Origin of the sequence: Corynebacterium pygosceleis (assembly GCF_016595275.2) — a bacterium.
GTDB classification, from domain to species: domain Bacteria; phylum Actinomycetota; class Actinomycetes; order Mycobacteriales; family Mycobacteriaceae; genus Corynebacterium; species Corynebacterium pygosceleis.
Genome location: NZ_JAENIQ020000001.1, coordinates 410,738 through 428,930, shown reverse-complemented (window position 1 = coordinate 428,930; position 18,193 = coordinate 410,738). Strand labels below are relative to the sequence as shown.

General features: G+C 67.8%; 17 protein-coding genes. 15 read left to right on the top strand and 2 right to left on the bottom strand.

All coding sequences use genetic code 11. From position 1 onward, the window contains the following. From proC to JIM94_RS01790, 7 genes are all read left to right on the top strand, one after another. The gene (proC, locus tag JIM94_RS01820; protein WP_200252289.1) at window positions 1–852 is read left to right on the top strand and encodes a pyrroline-5-carboxylate reductase; all 852 of its coding nucleotides are present in this window, start codon (window positions 1–3) and stop codon (window positions 850–852) included. 251 nt (window positions 853–1,103) lie between these two features. Further along, window positions 1,104–1,295, top strand: a complete 192-nt coding sequence (locus JIM94_RS01815) for a helix-turn-helix domain-containing protein (RefSeq protein ID WP_198735018.1) — start codon at window positions 1,104–1,106, stop codon at window positions 1,293–1,295. A 338-nt stretch (window positions 1,296–1,633) separates the two neighbouring features. Continuing rightward, window positions 1,634–1,735 carry a 30S ribosomal protein bS22 gene (locus JIM94_RS01810; RefSeq protein WP_003855542.1) on the top strand — a complete coding sequence of 34 codons (102 nt, stop codon included), beginning with the start codon at window positions 1,634–1,636 and terminating at the stop codon, window positions 1,733–1,735. A gap of 206 nt (window positions 1,736–1,941) precedes the next feature. Next, window positions 1,942–3,018: a Fe2+-enterobactin ABC transporter substrate-binding protein gene (gene fepB, locus JIM94_RS01805; protein ID WP_200252287.1), complete on the top strand. Its 1,077-nt coding sequence runs from the start codon at window positions 1,942–1,944 to the stop codon at window positions 3,016–3,018. Window positions 3,019–3,026: 8 nt separating this feature from the next. Beyond that, window positions 3,027–4,109 (top strand): FecCD family ABC transporter permease, encoded by a 1,083-nt coding sequence (locus JIM94_RS01800; protein ID WP_234039186.1) that lies wholly within the window; start codon window positions 3,027–3,029, stop codon window positions 4,107–4,109. Continuing rightward, window positions 4,106–5,170, top strand: coding sequence for a FecCD family ABC transporter permease (locus tag JIM94_RS01795; RefSeq protein ID WP_248167732.1), 1,065 nt, complete (start codon window positions 4,106–4,108; stop codon window positions 5,168–5,170). Before JIM94_RS01800 ends, JIM94_RS01795 begins: the two co-directional genes overlap by 4 nt. Continuing rightward, the gene (locus JIM94_RS01790) at window positions 5,170–5,961 is read left to right on the top strand and encodes an ABC transporter ATP-binding protein (RefSeq protein ID WP_200252285.1); all 792 of its coding nucleotides are present in this window, start codon (window positions 5,170–5,172) and stop codon (window positions 5,959–5,961) included. The genes JIM94_RS01795 and JIM94_RS01790 overlap by 1 nt, the downstream gene beginning before the upstream one ends. A gap of 32 nt (window positions 5,962–5,993) precedes the next feature. Here the strand turns inward: JIM94_RS01790 and JIM94_RS01785 are convergent, their stop codons facing one another. Next, the gene (locus JIM94_RS01785; protein ID WP_200252283.1) at window positions 5,994–7,049 is read right to left on the bottom strand and encodes an HAD-IB family hydrolase; all 1,056 of its coding nucleotides are present in this window, start codon (window positions 7,047–7,049) and stop codon (window positions 5,994–5,996) included. Window positions 7,050–7,195: 146 nt separating this feature from the next. Here JIM94_RS01785 and JIM94_RS01780 point away from each other — a divergent pair, with 146 nt between their 5' ends. From JIM94_RS01780 to JIM94_RS01745, 8 genes are all read left to right on the top strand, one after another. After that, window positions 7,196–7,411: a glutaredoxin family protein gene (locus JIM94_RS01780; protein ID WP_200252919.1), complete on the top strand. Its 216-nt coding sequence runs from the start codon at window positions 7,196–7,198 to the stop codon at window positions 7,409–7,411. A 147-nt stretch (window positions 7,412–7,558) separates the two neighbouring features. Continuing rightward, the gene (locus JIM94_RS01775) at window positions 7,559–8,941 is read left to right on the top strand and encodes a glutamyl-tRNA reductase (protein ID WP_200252280.1); all 1,383 of its coding nucleotides are present in this window, start codon (window positions 7,559–7,561) and stop codon (window positions 8,939–8,941) included. 123 nt (window positions 8,942–9,064) lie between these two features. Next, a complete protein-coding gene (gene hemC, locus JIM94_RS01770) occupies window positions 9,065–9,970 on the top strand; it encodes a hydroxymethylbilane synthase (protein ID WP_200252278.1) in 906 nt (301 codons plus the stop codon). Window position 9,971: 1 nt separating this feature from the next. Further along, window positions 9,972–10,385, top strand: a complete 414-nt coding sequence (locus JIM94_RS01765) for a hypothetical protein (RefSeq protein ID WP_200252277.1) — start codon at window positions 9,972–9,974, stop codon at window positions 10,383–10,385. 269 nt (window positions 10,386–10,654) lie between these two features. Continuing rightward, entirely contained in the window at window positions 10,655–12,340 is a 1,686-nt protein-coding gene (locus tag JIM94_RS01760; RefSeq protein WP_200252275.1) for a bifunctional uroporphyrinogen-III C-methyltransferase/uroporphyrinogen-III synthase, read from the top strand. Between the two features lie 99 nt (window positions 12,341–12,439). Then, on the top strand, window positions 12,440–13,456 hold the full coding sequence (hemB, locus tag JIM94_RS01755; RefSeq protein ID WP_200252273.1) for a porphobilinogen synthase: 1,017 nt from the start codon (window positions 12,440–12,442) through the stop codon (window positions 13,454–13,456). Window positions 13,457–13,596: 140 nt separating this feature from the next. Then, on the top strand, window positions 13,597–14,151 hold the full coding sequence (locus JIM94_RS01750; protein WP_200252271.1) for a hypothetical protein: 555 nt from the start codon (window positions 13,597–13,599) through the stop codon (window positions 14,149–14,151). A 137-nt stretch (window positions 14,152–14,288) separates the two neighbouring features. Next, a complete protein-coding gene (locus JIM94_RS01745; protein ID WP_200252917.1) occupies window positions 14,289–16,919 on the top strand; it encodes a heavy metal translocating P-type ATPase in 2,631 nt (876 codons plus the stop codon). A 23-nt stretch (window positions 16,920–16,942) separates the two neighbouring features. Here the strand turns inward: JIM94_RS01745 and JIM94_RS01740 are convergent, their stop codons facing one another. Continuing rightward, window positions 16,943–18,109 (bottom strand): NAD(P)-dependent malic enzyme, encoded by a 1,167-nt coding sequence (locus JIM94_RS01740; RefSeq protein WP_200252269.1) that lies wholly within the window; start codon window positions 18,107–18,109, stop codon window positions 16,943–16,945. Between the last annotated feature and the right edge of the window lie 84 nt (window positions 18,110–18,193).

The window sequence follows — 18,193 nt, the reverse complement described above, 5'->3', positions numbered from 1 at the left end:
ATGACGAAGATTGCTGTAATCGGTGGAGGAAAGATCGGCGAGGCACTGATCGCCGGTCTCGTGAGCGGTGGGGTGTCCGCGAAGGACGTCCACGTCTCGAATCGGCGTGCGGAGCGGGGCGGGGAACTGACCGAGGAGTACGGGATCGTCGACTTCACGGACAACCGTCAGGCCATCGACGGTGTCGACGTGGTGTTCCTGTGCGTGAAACCGAAGGACACTACCGCGGTGCTCGCGGAGCTCTCGGACACGATCGACAACAATGCCGAGGACACCACCGTGATCTCCATGGCGGCGGGTGTCCCGCTGAAGAGTCTGGAGGACGTCGTCTCCGCGGGGACACCGGTGGTGCGGGTCATGCCGAACACCCCGATGCTCGTCGGTAGGGGGATGTGCGCCGTGTCCGGTGGCCGTTTCGTCAGTGACGCCCAGCTCGAGCAGGTCTGTGATCTCCTCGACACCGTCGGTGACGTCGTCGTCGTCGAGGAGAACCAGATGGACGCGGTGACCGCGATGTCGGGATCCTCACCGGCGTATCTGTTCCTCGTCGCGGAGGCGATGATCGACGGTGGCGTGAATCTGGGTCTTCCCAGGGATCTCGCTTCGCGGCTCGCGGTGTCCACGCTGACCGGTGCGGCGCACATGATGCTCGAGGGGGATCTGGGGCCGTCCGAGTTGCGGGCCAACGTCTGTTCCCCCGGTGGTACCACGATCGCCGCCGTGCGGGCCCTGGAGGAGAGCGGGATCCGGGCGGCCTTCTACCGTGCGACCCAGGTGTGTGCGCAGCGGTCGGCTGAGATCGGACGTATGAGCACCGGTTCCGCCGGTGCCGGCGATGATGACGAGGACTAGTCCACGGGTCGGATCATTCCGTGACGGGTGTGCCCGCTGGGGTGGGGGACCGGGCTGTTCCGGAGTTCCGTTACCCCTGTGACCAGTGGGGACGCCGGGAACGTCGTTCCGTGTCCCGTCCGGGGTGAAATAGTCGGCAACTTATGTCGCAACAGTCACAGGGTTCACGGTAGGCTTATCAGAGCACGTGCGTGACCGATCTGCGGGAGGGGAAGCCCGCAGCGCGCCACGGGCTGAAGGGTTGAATGAATATGGCACATGAAGAAAACGGAACCTTTTTGACCGTCGCCGAGGTCGCGGAGATCATGCGCGTTTCCAAGATGACGGTTTATCGCCTGGTCCATTCCGGTGAACTGCCGGCGGTTCGGGTGGGACGTTCGTTCCGCGTCCACGAGAAGGCGGTCAATGACTACCTCGACTCCTCCTACTACAACGTGGGCTGACGGTTCACCGTCGGTCCTCCGTGTCCGGAGGCTCCGGCCCCGACCACCCGGTATCCCGGGCGTTCGGGGCCGGATTTTTTTGTGCTGGCCGGCCCCGCCGGTATGATGGGTCTATTCGTGCCTGCGAACGTTTTCGGCGACCGTCGTTCCGACGTCGGTTGGCCGTGATCCGGAACCGTCTCTCCATCCTCCCGGTGGTGATGGTCCGGTTGATACGGTCACCTCGGGTGTGACGGCGGTGTCCGGTGGACTGAAAGTGCACTCGGCCCCGCGACCGCACGCCGGAGACAGTGGGCAGGGTATGTACATACACCTACGAGCAGAAGCGAGGAAACCCCATGGGTTCAGTCATCAAGAAGCGCCGCAAGCGCATGTCGAAGAAGAAGCACCGCAAGATGCTCCGCCGTACCCGCGTCCAGCGCAGGAAACTCGGCAAGTAGGCCGACGCAGGTCCGCGGAGAACCGGCCTCATACCCGTACCGGTACGGGTATGAGGCCGGTTCTCCGTCTCCGACCCTCGTGATCGGGCGCGGTGTCGAGGGCGGTCGGCCCTGACGCGCCGATGTGTTTGAGGGTAAGGTTGCACTCGCATTTGACAAGGCTCTCCTTATCGGAGGGTAACCGAGTGAATGGGAGATTCAACCACATGACATCGACATCCACGCGCGACCCCCGACATCTCCGGCGGATCCTCCAGGTCGGTGCCACCACGGTGGCGCTCGCACTGGGCCTCGCCGCGTGCAACTCCTCCGTGGAGGAGACCGGCAGCGACGGGGACGGCACCTCGTCGTCGACGACCTCTGCGGAGACCTCCGCCACCGGCGAAGCCACCACGGAGTCCTCCTGGCCGCGGACGATCGACGCCGTGAACGGTGAAGTCGAGATCCCGGCCCGACCCGAGCGCATCGTCTCCACCTCCGTCACCCTCACCGGTAGTCTCCTGGCCATCGATGCTCCCGTCGTGGCCTCCGGCGCGGGCCAGCCCGACACCCCCTTCTCGGACAGTCAGGGCTTCTTCAGGCAGTGGGCCGGGGTCGCCGATGAACGCGGAGTCAGCGCACTCTACAACAAGGAGCCCGATCTCGAGGCGATCCTCGCCGAGAAGCCGGATCTCGTGCTCGTCGCCGCAACCGGCCGTGACTCCGCCGTCGATCTCGTCGATCAGCTCTCCCCGGTCGTTCCGACCGTCGTCATCGACTACGGCGACAAGACCTGGGAGGACGTCACCCGTCAGCTCGGCGAGATCACCGGTCACGAGAAGGAGGCGGAGAAGGCACTGGACGATTTCGACGCCCTCGTCTCGGAGGTCGCCGACGCCATCACCCTGCCCGAGCAGCCCGTGAACACGATGGTCTACCTGCCGGACGGCAAGGGAGCGAACGTGTTCACCGACGAGGCCGCGCAGAGCCGCCTTCTCGCCTCGCTCGGCTTCGAGATCGCCCCGATCCCCGACTCGGTCAAGGGCAACGAGTCCAAGGGCAAGCGCAGTGACATCGTGAAGGTCTCCGGAGAGAACCTCCCGGTCGCCATGAACGGTGAGACCGTTCTGCTGGCCGCGGCCCCGGACAAGCGCGTGTCCGAGGTGCTCGCGGATCCGGCACTCGCCGGAACCGCGGCAGTCCAGAATGAGCGTGTCTTCGCCCTCGGCGCGGACACCTTCCGGTTGGACTACTTCTCGGCCACCGACATGGTCGAGAAGATCCGGGAGCTCTTCGCCTCCTGATCCCCGGAATGACCTCCTCCACCACGACACACGTTCCGCCCGCAGGTCCGGCCCGGTCCGGCAGCGGGCGGTTCGTGCTGGCACTGGTCCTGCTCGGTGCGTTGTTGGCGGGTAGCGCCCTGATGAGCCTCACCGTGGGGTCACGGGTGAACTCCATCGACGAGGCGCTCCACCGGGTTCCCGGGGCGCTCGACTATCTCCTCGACCCGGCGACCACCCCGGGAGACGTCGATGAACTCACGGTCCTGATCGGAACCTACCGGCTGCCCCGCACGATTCTCGCCGTCCTGTGCGGCGCCGGGCTGGGAGCTGCCGGGGCGGTCATCCAGGGACACACCCGTAATCCGCTCGCGGATCCCGGGATCCTCGGGATCAACGCGGGGGCCGCCGCAGCCGTGGTGACGGTGATCGGTGCCGGTGTCGCGACGGGTGCCTCCGGCTACGTCTACCCGGCGATGGTGGGGTGTGCGGTGGTCACTCTCCTCATCTTCCTGCTCTCGTCCGGCGGGCCGACGGCGGCGAACCCCGTCACGGTCATTCTCGCCGGCGTCGCGGTCAGTGCCCTCCTCATGGCCTACGTGCACCTGATGGTCCTGTCCAGTGACACGGTCCTCGACCAGATGCGGCTCTGGGCGACGGGCTCCCTGGCCGGTCGCCGGATGGACGTCGTGACCGCCATCGCGCCGGTCATCTGCGTGGGCCTCGTGCTCGCACTGAGCCAGGCACCCGGACTCAACCTCATCGCCCTCGGTACGACGACGGCCGCCAGCCTCGGTCTTCCCGTGGCGGGGGTCCGGGCCCTGGGGCTGGTGACCGTGGCTGCGCTCGGTGGTGCGGCGACCGCAGCGGCAGGTCCACTGTCCTTCGTCGGTCTCGCCGCACCCCACATCATGCGCACCCTCGCCGGTCCCGACTACCGCCGGATCATTCCCGGTGCGGCGGTAGTCGGTGCAATCCTGACGCTCTGGGCCGACATGGCCGGACGCGTGATGGCCAGGCCCGATGAAATGGCCATGGGTATCGTTCTCGCACTCGTCGGGGTGCCGGTCTTCATTCTTCTCGTGCGCCGCCGGACGGTGGTGGGACTGTGACCGGGGTCAGGGCGCTCCGTGCCGGTGTGTTCTCCGTCGTGTGGCGACCGCGTCCCCTGCTCGTCGGGATGTTCCTCGTCATTCTCGGGACGGTGGTTTTCACCGTCGGGCTCGGACTGGGAAGCTATCCACTGTCACCGACGGACGTGTGGCGCATCCTCCTCGGCCGTGGAACGGAGATCGAGCGCACCGTCGTCTGGGATCTTCGGCTCGGAAGAGCCGTCGTGGCGCTCCTCGTCGGGGCATGCCTCGGTTTCTCGGGTGCGCTGACGCAGACGGTCGCGCGGAATCCACTGGCGAGTCCGGACATCCTCGGGGTGACCCACGGGGCCAGCTTCGCGGCGGTCGGTGTCATCGCGTTCGCCGGGACCGGTGGGGTCCTCGGCGACTCCGCCGGGCTGCTTCTCGGATCGATCGGACTGACCTTCACCGCGGTGGCCGGTGCCCTCGGAACGGCGGTCCTGGTCTGGTTCCTGGTCGGCCGGGAACGCAGCAACATGCTGAGCCTCGTGCTGATCGGCGTCGCCGTCTCCATGTTCCTGGGGGCGCTGAACACCTGGATCATCGCCCGCACCACCCTGGAACGGGCGGCCGCCGCGCAGCTCTGGCTCACCGGCTCGCTGAACGGCCGCGATTTCGCGCACGCCTGGGCCCCGGGGGTCGTGCTCTTGGGGGCGGTGTCCGTCGCCGGGTGGCTGGCCTTCGTTCTCGGGGCCCTGGCGCTGGGCCCCGCGACAGCCCACACCCTCGGCCACAACGTCACCGTCGCGCAGGCCGTGCAGCTGCTCACGGCGGTCGTTCTCGCCGCCGTGGCCGTCAGCGCCGCAGGTCCCATCGGATTCGTGGCCTTCGTCACGCCCCAGATCGCCCGGCTCGCCGCCGGATCGGCCACACCGCCACTCGTGCTGTCCGCGTTGACCGGCGCCGTCACGGTCGCCACCGCAGACCTCGCCGCACGGGCCCTGCTCCCGTGGGAGGTGCCCGTCGGTATCGTGACCGCCCTCGCCGGCGCACCGGTACTGCTCTGGATGATCGTCTCACTCAACCGGAAAGGACACTGATGTCCCCGAACAGCGGATACCGGCTCCGTGCCCGTGGACTGACCGCGGGCTACGGAGAGACGGAGATACTCCACGGCATCGACACCGATGTCCCCGAGGGGCGGATCACCGCCCTGATCGGGCCGAACGGTTGCGGGAAGTCGACTCTGCTGTCCTGCTTCTCTACTCTGCTGCCCTACAGGGGCAGCGTGACACTCGATGGCCGGGATCTCGGTGACGTTCCCAGGCGGGAGCGGGCGAAACTGCTCGCCCTGCTGCCGCAGCAACCCACCGCACCGGACGGACTCACCGTCGCCCAGCTCGTCGCACGGGGGAGGCATCCGCACCAGTCGTGGTGGAGCCAGTGGTCCACCGGGGATGAGGCCGAGGTCGGCCGCGCGCTGGAGACCACCGGGGTCCTCGATCTCGCGGACCGGACCATCGACCAGCTGTCCGGTGGGCAACGGCAACGGGTGTGGATCGCGATGACGCTCGCGCAGGACACCCCCACGCTCCTGCTCGACGAACCGACGACCTATCTCGATCTCGCGCACAGCATCGACGTGCTCTCCCTGGTGCGCAGGCTCTGCGACCGGGAGGGTAAGACGGTCGTCATGGTCCTGCACGACCTGAACCTGGCGGTCCGGTACGCCGATCACCTGCTCGTGATGGGGGAGGGGCGGATGGCGGCGGCGGGTGCACCGGGTGAGGTGATGGACGCCGACCTCCTGCGTGAGGTGTTCGGCCTCGACGCCCGCGTCGTCCCGGACCCGGTGACCGGTGGTCCGATGATCGTCCCGGAACTGGTCTAGAGCACTGTTCCGGAGCCGGTCCGGCGGGGTTCTCAGCGTCGACGGGCGAGCTTCCAGCCCTTCCATCCGAGGAGACTGAATCCGGCGCCGACGAGGGCCGGGACCCCGAAGGCCCGTACGGCCTTACGCAGACTGCGGTAGTCACGGATCTCCCAACCCCGTTTCTCCGCTTCCTTCCGGAGCTCGGAATCGGGGTTGATGGCGACGGCGGTGCCGACCATCGACAGCATCGGGACGTCATTGATGCTGTCCGAGTAGGCGGCGCAGCGGTCCAGCTCGAGTCCCTCCACGGCCGCGAGAGCCGCGACGGCGTGACGTTTACCGGGACCGTGCAGGATGTCACCGACGAGGCGCCCGGTGAACTTCCCGTCCTTCACCTCCGCGACGGTCCCCAGGGCCCCGGTGAACCCGTACCTGCGGGCGAGGATCTGCGCCAGTTGCACCGGGGTGGCGGAGACCAGCCACACCTGGTGTCCCGCGGCGAGGTGCATCTCCGCGAGTTCCCGGGTGCCCGGCCAGATCTTCTCGGACATGTGGGTGTCGACGATCTCCTCGCACAGTTCCACGAGTTCAGAGACGTCCCTCCCCTTGATGAACTCGAGGGCCTGCTGCCGACCTTCCGCGACATCCTCGGCGTTCTCGGAGCCGGTCACCCGGAACTTGAGCTGTTTCCAGACCACGGGCAGGACCTCCCCCAGCCTGAAATAGCGTTTCCGGGCCAGACCCAGTGCGAACACGAGGATCGACGCGCCCTGGATCAGGGTGTTGTCGACGTCGAAGAACGCCGCGGTCCCGGCGTCCTGCTGGATGGCGGGGTCCGGGGTGTTCACACGGTTGGAACCGGCGGCCTCGAAAGCGCCGGACACAGAGGTGATCCCCGAGGTGAAGTCCTCGAGTCCCAGGTCGAAGGCCTGGGCGATGGCTGCTGCGGCGGCGGCTTCGCCGGCGGCGCGCTGGGTCGACTCGTCGACCGGGGGGAGTGCGGTGTCCTCCAGGAAACGGCGCAGATTACCCCGGGAAGCGGACCAGGTGGCGAGGAAATCCTCGGGGCTGCCGGGGATTGCGTCATCGGGAATGGAGGTGCTCACGCGTGTCGGGTGCCTTCTCGTCGGTGGAGCGTGCAGTAACGTCTCCAATCGTAGGTCACCCGACGACCGGAGAGGGCGTGGGGCGACACGGCCAGTGGAAAACGCACCCGGACGGAGGAGCTGTGGGTCGTCACACCGTGGAACTGATGGTGCGGGAGGGCTGTGGGTCATGTGTGCGCGTGGCGACACAGATACGGCCCGTCGTGGGGGCGGCGGGAGGGGTGCTTCAGCTTCGGGACGTCGATGCGGACCCTGAGCTGGCGATGGAGTACGGTGACCGGGTTCCCGTCGTGGTCATCGACGGTGAGGAGTTCGCCTGCTGGGAGGTCGACGACGAGGACTTAGCGCAGGCTTTGTTGTAGTAACCCGGTGTGCGGGCTACTTTTGAGCGAAGACGACGCGGGGTGTACCGCGGGGTCAACCTTTCGATTGATACCTAAACAATTGTGATCGATCGTCAGTGTTCCACCAGTGACAGGCAGAGCAGTGAAAGCGGTGAGGTGTACAGCATGAGCGTCCTCGTGGTCGGCATGTCGCACCGGTCGGCCCCCGTGGCTGTCCTCGAACAGGTCAGCATGAACGACGACGTCGCCCGTGAACGGGCGTCGAGGGCACTGATCCGTCGCCCGTCGCTCTCCGAGGCGATGATCGTCTCCACCTGCAACCGTGTCGAGATCTACTGCGTCACCAACAGCTTCCACACCGGTGTCAACGATGTCGTCGAGGTCCTCCACGACATCTCCGGTGTCGAGACGGACATCCTGCGCCGGTCCCTCTACGTCCGTTACGCCGACGCCGCCGCCGAGCACATGCTCGTCGTCACCTCCGGACTGGACTCCATGGTCGTCGGTGAACAGCAGATCATCGGACAGGTGCGCACCGCCTACTCCCGGGCCCGGGAGCTCGGAACCGCCGGCCCCACCCTCCACGCTCTCGCCCAGTGCGCACTGCACACCGGCAAGCGGGTCCACACCGAGACCGACATCGACGACGCCGGGGCCTCCATGGTCTCCTTCGCCTGCTCCGAGGCGGTCCGCCAGCTCGGGTGCGAGGGGAGTGAGAAACCTTTCACCGGGGTCACCGCCATGGTGCTCGGCGCCGGCGTCATGGCATCACTCGCCGCCACCCACCTCGGGCGCATGGGCGTCGACGGACTCGTCCTGGCGAACCGCACCCGCAGCCGTGCCGAGATTCTCGCCGAACACTCCCGTGAAGCGGGGGTCCCCGCACGTGTCGTGGACTTCGATGACCGTACGGCGGCGCTTTCCGGGGTGGACATCGTCGTCTCCGCCACCGGTGCCGACAACCACACCGTCACCGCCGTCGACGTCCCCCCGGGGAGGGAGATCACCTTCGTCGATCTCTCCCTGCCCAGGGACATCGATGATGCCGTCGCCGACCTCGCCGGAGTCCGGCTCGTCAACATCGAGCGTCTGCACGAGGCACGCCGCGACACCGACGACGACAGTCAGGCACACGCGATGCGGATCGTCTCCGAGGAGCTCGAGGCGTACTCCTCCGCACAGCGGATCCGTGACGTCGTCCCCGCCGTGGCGGCACTGCGTCGCCACGCGTCCGATCTCGTGGCGGCGGAGATGGAACGACTCGTGCAACGGACCCCGACGATGTCGGACTCCGACCGTGAGGAGGTCTCACGCACCGTCCGCCGGGTCGTGGACAAACTTCTGCACCAGCCCACGGTCCGGGTGAAGGAACTCGCCGCGCACTCCGGGACCGTCTCCTACGAGTCCGCACTCCAGGAACTGTTCGGTCTCACCCCTCCCCAGTCCGGTCGTCCCGTCTCGGTGGCCGCCGTCGACCTGCCCGTCGGAGACACCGGTACGATCACCTCGATCCGCGCCACCGTCGCGGACACCGTCGCGGGCGCCTGATCTCCCCGGCGTGGGGTCCGGAAACGGGGGACGCTAGAGTTCGAGGGGACGGTGCCGTGTTCCGCAGGTGCCGCGTGGACGACAGTGCGGTGTCACGAGACGCCGCAGAAAGGCAGCGCAGTCATGACCTTCCGCATCGGTACCCGTGGATCCCAGCTGGCGACGACCCAGGCCGGAACCATCCGTGACGCGCTCATCGCCGCCGGCTTCGACGCTGAGCTCACCATCATCTCCACACCCGGTGACCGTTCCCAGGCCCCCGTCGAACGTATCGGGGTCGGCGTGTTCACCCAGGCACTGCGGGACGCCATGGCCGCCGGAGACTGTGACATGGCGGTGCACTCCTTCAAGGACCTGCCCACCGCGCCCGATCCCCGGTTCCGGCTCGTCGTGCCCCCTCGGGCGGACGCCCGGGAGGCACTCATCGCCCGGGACGGTCTGACCCTGGAGAACCTTCCGGAGGGCGCCCGGGTCGGCACCTCCGCACCGCGACGGGTCAGCCAACTCCGCGGTCTGCGCCCCGATCTCGACATCCGTCCCCTGCGCGGCAACATCGACACCCGCATGGGACATGTCACCGAGGGTCGGCTCGATGCGGTTGTCCTCGCGTACGCGGGTCTCGACCGCACCGGAATGGGGGAGCGGGCCACCGAGGTCTTCGCCCCGGACGTTCTCGTCCCGGCCCCGGCGCAGGGTGCCCTCGCCGTGGAGTGCAGGCACTCCGATTCCGGTGCGGTCACCGCCATCGAGACCCTCATCGATTCCGCCGCCACCGCGTGTGCCGCAGCGGAACGCCGTGTGCTCGCGTGTCTGGAAGCCGGCTGCACCGCACCTGTCGCCGCTCACGCGACCATCGACGGGGATCGGATCACTCTCACCGCGGGGGTCTTCGCGCTGGACGGATCCCGTCGCCTCGTCGTGTCCGGGAACGCCGATCTCGACCGTCACCTCGAGCTCGGTGAGGATTTCGCCCGACAGCTCCTCGAGCAGGGTGCGGCCGACATCATGACGGCTGCCGGGGACAACTGACATGGTCCGCCTGGAGTTGACCGACACAGCGCTCACCGTGCAGTTGAACTGGTGGGAGAAGGCCGCGGCCAGACGCAGCCACCTCACCGTTCCGAGACGGTCGATTCTCTCGGCACGGCCACTGGACAATGCCGCCGCCGCCGTGGAGAGGTACGCGGGGTCGAAACTCTCGGGTACCGCCATCGCCGGTGTGACCCGTTCCGGTACGCTCACCGGTCCGGTGGCACCCGGGAGTTCCGGGACGACCTCGACGTTCACGGTCTGCCACGGCACCGAGCCGGGGTTGGAGATCCTGCTCGACCACCCCACGGTGCAGCGCATCGTCGTCGCCACCCCGGACGCGGGGAAGATCCTCGACCGGCTCGATGTCGGGAGGACGCCGGTGCCTGACCTGTACGGCACGCCCTCCCCCTGACTACCTCGCTGGTTTTCAACCCTGCCGCCGATGCTTTATCGTTGTCCTGGTATGCGCTAACGCCCACGGACAACATGACCGGGGGATCGTCCGTCCCGCCCGGTCACCGTCCGGTCCGGGCGTCGCGGTCGTACCGGGTCCCCGGCACTGATCCCGCACCGATCCCGGATCAGGAGCTCCCGTCCGTCACGTGCGACGTCCAGCCGGGTCGTCACCGAGAACCGCCCGGGAAACCGCCCGAGAACCCAAGCCTTGAAGAAAAGACACACATGAGCATGGCCCATCCGGCCCCCGAGGCCCAGGAACCCGCGACGGGGAACGTCATCTTCGTCGGTGCGGGTCCGGGGAACCCTGACCTCCTGACCGTCCGCGCCCGTGAGGTACTCAGTCACACGGCGATCGCGTTGACAGACCCAGGTGTTCTCGGAGGCGTCCGTGAGATCGTGGCCAGTGAACTCGCGGTTCCGCAGGCCAAGCTCGACGCCGCGGAGGAGGACTACGCCAGGCAGTGTGCCGAGGCGAAGGCGGCCGGGGCGCGACGTAAACCACCGCGCCCGCCCACACCGACCGCCGCGGAGATCACGGAGATCTCCGACGCGGGCCCGGAGGACGTCGCCAAACTCCTCGCGGAGGGTGTCGCCGACGGTTCCGACGTCATCCGCCTCGTCGCCGGCAACCCCCTGAACAGCGATTCAGTTCTCGCCGAGATCAACGCCGTCGCGGCCGCGGGCCTCGAATTCCAGGTCGTACCCGGTATGTCCGTGCCCTCCACCGTGCCCGCTTTCGCGGGTATCGCACTGGGCTCGACCTACACGGAAACCGACATCACCACCGGTGAGGTCGACTGGAGCCAGCTCGCCACCGCACCGCAGCCCCTGGTCCTGCAGGCGACGCGGGAACAGCTCTCCACCATCGCCGAGGAACTCCTCGAACGGGGCATGTCCGCCCGGACCCCCGTTTCCGTGACGGTGCACGGAACCACCCGGCTCCAGCGCACGCACGACACCACCCTGTCGACCCTCGGGAAACTCGACGCCGAACTCCCCGGCCGGCTCGTCGTCTCCCTCGGCACCTCGGTGGACGACCGCTCGAAGTACTCCTGGTGGGAGAACCGGCCGCTGTACGGGTGGCGTGTACTCGTGCCCCGCGCGAAGGAGCAGGCCGCCCCGATGTCGACGAGGCTCGCCACGCACGGTGCGATCCCCCAGGAGGTGCCCACGATCTCGGTGGAGCCGCCCCGTAATCCGGCGCAGATGGAACGCGCCGTCAAGGGCATCGTCGAGGGGCGTTACCAGTGGATCGTACTGACCTCGGTCAACGCGGTGAAGGCGCTGTGGGCGAAGATGGCGGACTTCGGCCTCGACGCCCGGTCCTTCGCCGGTGTGCGGATCGCCGCCGTCGGACACAAGACGGCGGCCGCGATCCGGGACCTCGGCATCACCCCGGAACTCACACCCCGGTCCAACAACCAGAACGCGGCCGGCCTGGTTGAGGTGTTCCCCGAGTACGACTCGGATCTCGACCCGGTGGGACGGGTTCTGCTTCCCCGTGCCGACATCGCGACCGACACCCTCGTCGACGGGCTCGTGGAGCTCGGCTGGGAGGTCGACGACATCGTCGCCTACCGGACCGTCCGTGCTGCGCCACCCAGCGCCGAGATCCGCGAGATGATCAAGTCCGGCGGGTTCGACGCCGTCTGCTTCACCTCCTCGTCGACCGTGCGCAATCTCGTCGGTATCGCGGGCAAGCCGCACCAGCGGACGATCATCGCCTGTATCGGGCCGATGGCGGCCGCCACCGCCGTCGAGATGGGGTTGCGGGTCGACGTCCAGCCGGAGGTCTCCGGAGTCGCCGAGCTCGTCGACGCCCTGGCCGCACACGTCGCCGCCCTGCGGGCCGCCGGACAACTCCCCCCGCCACGCAAGAAACGCCGGGCACGACGAACGAACCCCTGATTTCGCCCACGGGCCCGTGCACGCCCGGCGGTCGGGGAGTAGGACGGTAGGTGAGTTCTTCCCGGCACCCGTCAATCCCTTCCGAGAGGTCTATTTCCTGTGAACGCTTTCCCCCGTCGTCCGGTCCGTCGTCCGCGTCGTCTGCGAACCAGCCCGGCGATGCGTGAGCTGGTTTCCGAGAGCACGCTCCGACCGGCCGATCTCATTCTCCCCATGTTCGTCGCCGACGGTATCGACGGACCCAACCCCATCGGCTCCATGCCGGGTGTCGTGCAGCACACCGTCAGCTCACTGCTCGACGCAGTGGAGGAGGCCCGTGGCGCGGGGATCCGGTGCATCGACCTGTTCGGCGTGCCCCTCCCCGGGGACAAGGACGCCACCGGCTCCGTGGCCTGGCGGACCGACGGCATCCTGAATCGTGGTGTCGCCGCCGTCCGGGAGCGGTTCGGCGACGAGATCCTGGTCATGGCCGACACCTGTCTCGACGAGTTCACCGACCACGGGCACTGCGGTGTCCTGACCGAGGACCGGTCGGGACACACGATCGTCGACAATGACGCCACCGTCGAGCTCTACCGGAAGATGGCGGTGTCCCAGGCGGAGGCGGGCGCCCACATCGTCAGTCCGTCGGGCATGATGGACGGCCAGGTCGCCGCTATCCGTGAGGCCCTCGATGACGCGGGACACGGTGATGTGGCGATCATGGCGTATTCCGCGAAGTACGCCTCCGCGTTCTTCGGACCGTTCCGGGAGGCCGTCGGGTCCTCCCTCGACGGTGACCGACGCGCCTACCAGCAGGACCCCGCGAACTTCAGGGAGTCTCTGCTGGAGGTGGAACTCGACATCGAGGAGGGTGCGGATTTCGTCATGGTCAAACCCGCGCTGCCGTACCTCGACGTTCTGCGTGCGGTGGCGGACACCTCCCCGGTTCCCGTCGCGGCCTACCAGGTGTCCGGTGAGTACGCGATGATCGCGGCAGCCGGTGCGAACGGCTGGGTCGACGCCGACGCCGTCATGATGGAGTCGCTGACCTCCATCAAGCGTGCGGGGGCGGACCAGATCCTCACCTACTTCGCGGTCGACGCGGCCCGGCGGTTGCACGACACCCGGAGCTGATCCGGGGAGACCACCGCCCCACCGTTCCGCTCCCACCCACCGGCAACTACCGTGGGGAGGGGCTCTTTCCAGGCCGGCACCGGGTCGTTCCCGGGCAGCCGAAACCATCGACCGCACATCCCCGAGGACAGGACACCCGCATGACGCAGCAACCCGGGCGGCCCCAGGAGAAGCCGGCCCCCACCATCCCGGAATCCGCACGGTTCGCGGTTCAACTCTGGTGGGCGATGGTTCTCCTCGAGATCATCCACCAGGTCTTCAACGTGGTCATCAGTCTCATCGACCCCTCCGGAATCAGGGAGAACGCCGATTTCGGGGACACCGGTGGGGTGCCCGTCGACCTCGTCATCACGGTCGCCGTCATCATGGCCGGTGTACTCGGCATCGGGGTCATGGTCCTCCTCGGGTTCGCGGTGTACGGTTACGCCCGCAACAGTGGCTGGAAGTGGCTGCGTACACTGCTGATGTTCTTCAGCGTCTACTTCGCGATCCGCGCGGTCGTCGTCTTCACCGCCACCCCCACGGGCACGGCGGTACCGACGGCCCTGTACCTCATCGACGGGAGTCTCCAGATCCTCGCCGCCGTCGCCGGGGTTCTCGCCCTGATCTTCAGCCGGAGACCTGATGCCGTTGAATGGCGGGAGAAGAACGACGGTGGCGGGAAAGACCCGGGGAATCCGGGGAAGCAACCGTGAATGCACCGTGATCCGGGTAGATTCGAACACCGAGGACAACCGTTCCACCCGGCGTACCGGGTGTGTCCGTACACCGACCGACACCAGGGAAAACCGTGACGCCGAAAAAGGATGAACCCACGAACGCCGACAACCCGATTCCCGAGGTCTTCGTCCAGGACAGCACCCCGGAGGAACTCAAGGAATCGGAACGTCAGGTCGCCGAGGCGATCGCCGACGCGAAGGAGGCCGCCCGTAAGGCGGGCCTGGGTACCCGCAGCGGTGACGAATCACTCCACCTGCGGCTCGCGCGTCGTTCCGGCGGAGGGTGGACATCCTTCGCCCTCGAACTCGAGGGAGTGAGATCGGCGGTGCACGTCACCGAGATCCAGCGTGCCCTCAACGGTATCGACGGGGTTCGGGCGAGCGTCATCTACCCGACGTCGACCGCGTGGGTGACCGTGCCCGACGACGTCAACCCGGAGGACCTCATCACCCGGCTCTCGGAGGTGGGGGTCAAGGCCTACCTGACCCGGTCCTCACTCCGGCGCCGCGCGGAACGCCTCGAGATAGCGAACCGGAGGAAACGTCTCGCGCAGCACCGGCACTCCCGGTCGGGCCTGTCCATCCGCGGCCTCAGCCCCCGTTCCGGGCCGAGAACCCCCCGGGAGGTCGACCAGGAGTCCCGTGACAAGGGGCGCCTGCGGTCGGACGTACGGACCCTCCCCAGGGAATCGGAACCCACCGACGTGCTCTTCACCGCCCGGGCGCTCATCACCCCCCTGAGGCTCCTCGTCAGCCTCGCACTGACGATCCCGGTTCTGGTGATGAACTACGCACGGGACCTGCAGTTCGACTACTGGCAGTGGGTGTGTCTCGGGCTCGCGACCCCGGTGGTGCTCTGGGGTGCGTGGCCGTTCCACCGGGCGATGGTCGCGGGCCTGCGCCGGGGCATGTCGGCCCTGGACGCCGCGAGTTCGGTGGCGATCATCTCCGCCTACCTGTGGTCGATCATGATGCTCACGTTCACGAAGGCCGGTGACGTCGGCTGGACCTCCTCCCCGGAATGGCTCGCCGTCAACCACTCGATCTTCTCCTCCGGTGAGCTCTTCCTCGACGTCGCCTGCGGATCGACCGTCCTGCTTCTGGCGGGGCGGCTCGGTACCCGGTCCGGAAGAAACTCCCTCCTCGACGAGGAGGGACAGAACATCGAGTCCACGGTGTCCGAGGTGACCGTCGTGCGGAAGAACACGCGCAGCGGCAAGCCCGTGAAGAAGACGATCCCGTTGCAGGAGATCCGCGTCGGGGACGACATCATCGTCCCCACCGGTGAGGTCATACCCTCGGACGGCCGGGTCATCGGTGGTGCCTCCACCATCGTCCCCGGGCTGATCGGCGGTGGCAGGTCCACCCTCGACGTGAAGGTCAACAGTGACGTCTACGCCGGTGGCGTGAACCTCGGAGGGCCCCTCAAGATCCGTGTACAGCGCACCGGTTCGCGGACCCGGTTGGCGAGCATGCACCGCTGGATCGCCGAGGCCTCCCAGTACCAGAACCGTTCCGCGCAGCTCGCGACCCGCTCCGCGTCGCTGCTCGTGCCGTGGGCGCTGAGTCTCGCGACCCTCGACTTCTTCCTCTGGTGGCTGATCAGCGGCAATCTCAACGCCGCCTTCGCCACCGGTCTCGCCGTGCTCGCCTGCGTCGGCCCCGTCGCCCTGGCACTCTCGACACCGATCGCCATGCGTCTCGGCATCGAGACCTCCGCCCGGCGCGGTGTCCTCATGCGCAACGCGGAGACCATGCGGGAACTCGACGAGGTCACCACGGTCATCTTCAACCGGGTGGGTACCCTCGCGAAGGGCGAGATGGCACTGGAGACCATCACCACCGAGATGGGGGAGAACCCCGAACTGGTTCTCCGCGTCGCCGGTGCACTCGCCATGGAGAGTGACCACCCCGTGTCCAAGGCACTCGTCCGCGCTGCCCGTGAGGCCCGTGACTCGGGGGCGGGCGGCGAGGAGGTCCCCCACTGGATCGAGGTCAACCACGTCCGGATCACGGAGGGCGGCAACTTCTCCGGCCAGGTCGAGATCCCGGTACCCGACTCCGACGGGAACCTCGAACTACGGACGGTGGACGCCATGCTGTGGCGTCCACGTGACCTCTCGGAACTCGACGGCCGTCTCGCCACCGCCTCCGTCGCCGGCGGCACCCCGCTGGTCGTCAGCTGGAAGGGCCGGGCGCGCGGTGTCATCACCCTCTACGACAAGGTCAAGGAGGACGCGATCGACGCCGTCGCGGAGCTGGAGAATCTCGGACTCGAGACGATGATGCTGACCCGCGACACCTATCCCGTCGCCCGCCGTTTCGCCGACAATCTCGGGATCTCGAAGGTGCTGGCGGGCATCTCGCCCGGCAAGAAGGACATCGCGGTGCGCAGCGTCCACGCCCGGGGGGAGACCGTCGCCATGGTCGGTGACACCTCGGTGCTCGGCTGCCTCCGGGTCGCGGACATCGGTGTGCTCATGGGGTCCGCCGACGACCTCGACCATGATGAGGCCGACGTGGTTCTGCTGCGTGACGACGTCGAGACCGTCCCCGAGATGATCGTGCTGTCGCGCCGGGTGTCCGCCCTCGCGGACCGCAACATCATCCTCGCCTGGACCTACAACGGTGTCGCGATGGCCGCCGCGGCCGCCGGGGTCCTGCACCCGATGGCCGCGACCGTCCTCATGGTCGCCTCCTCACTCATCATCGAGTACCGCTCGCAACGGGTGCGGAAGTTCTGAGCACGGTACACGTGGGGAGACGGTCAGCCCTCCGCCAGCGCGGCCGCCCGTACCGCTGTGCTCACCGCAGGGCACACCCGCGCATCGAGCGGTGAGGGGACGATGTACTCCGCGTCGAGACCCTGTGCGGCGATGTCCGCGATCGCCCGGGACGCCGCCAGTTTCATCGCAGGGGTGATCGCCGTCGCCCGGGCCGCCAGCGCACCCTGGAAGATCCCCGGGAACGCGAGCACGTTGTTGATCTGGTTCGGCAGATCACTGCGCCCCGTCGCGACCACGGCACCGTAGCGGTACGCGAGATCCGGGGTGATCTCCGGATCGGGGTTCGCCAGGGAGAACAGGATGGGGTCCGGGGCCATGAGCCTGAGTGCTTCTTCGCCGACGTGGCCACGGGACAGACCGATGAACGTGTCCGCCCCCGTCAGCGCCTCGCGTACACCGCCCGAGACGTGACGCGGGTTGGTGATGCGCGCGAGTTCCCGCTTCACGGAGTTCAGGGGGGTGCGCTCCGGGTGGATGATCCCCCGGGAATCCAGCATGACCACATCGCGGACCCCGGCGTGGATGAGCATCTTCGCGCACGCGACCCCGGCGGCACCGGCCCCCGAGACCACGACCCGGAGATCCCGGAGCCTCCGGTCCAGGAGTGTGCACGCGTTCCGCAGGGCCGCCGTGATGACGATGGCCGTTCCGTGCTGGTCGTCGTGCATCACCGGGATGTCCAGGGCCTCGATCAGCCGTCGCTCCAGTTCGAAACAGCGGGGAGCGGAGATGTCCTCCAGGTTGATCGCCCCGAAGGACGGGGCGATCGCCACGATCGAGGCGAACAGTTCGTCCACGTCCCTGGTGTCCAGCACGACGGGCACCGCGTTGAGCCCGGCGAACCTGCCGAACAGCTGCGCCTTGCCCTCCATCACGGGTAGCGCGGCCCGCGGTCCGATGTCCCCCAGTCCCAGGACGGCACTGCCGTCGGAGACCACGGCCACATTCCGCCCCGCCCAGGTGTAGTCGTGGGCGAGCGCCGGGTCCTCCCGGATGGCCTCACACACCCGTGCGACACCCGGCGTGTAGGCGATGGAGAGGTCGCGGACACTGTCCACGGGTCTGCGGGACACGGTCCCGATCTTGCCGCCCTCGTGTGCCGCGAAAATCTCGGCGTCGGTCAGTGTCGCTGGATGGTGGTCGTTCATGTCCGGGTCCTCTCCGATGTTCCGTCCGGGAAATAAACGGTGACCTCCCCATTTAAACCCGCCCGCAGGAGGGGCGGAGTGTTT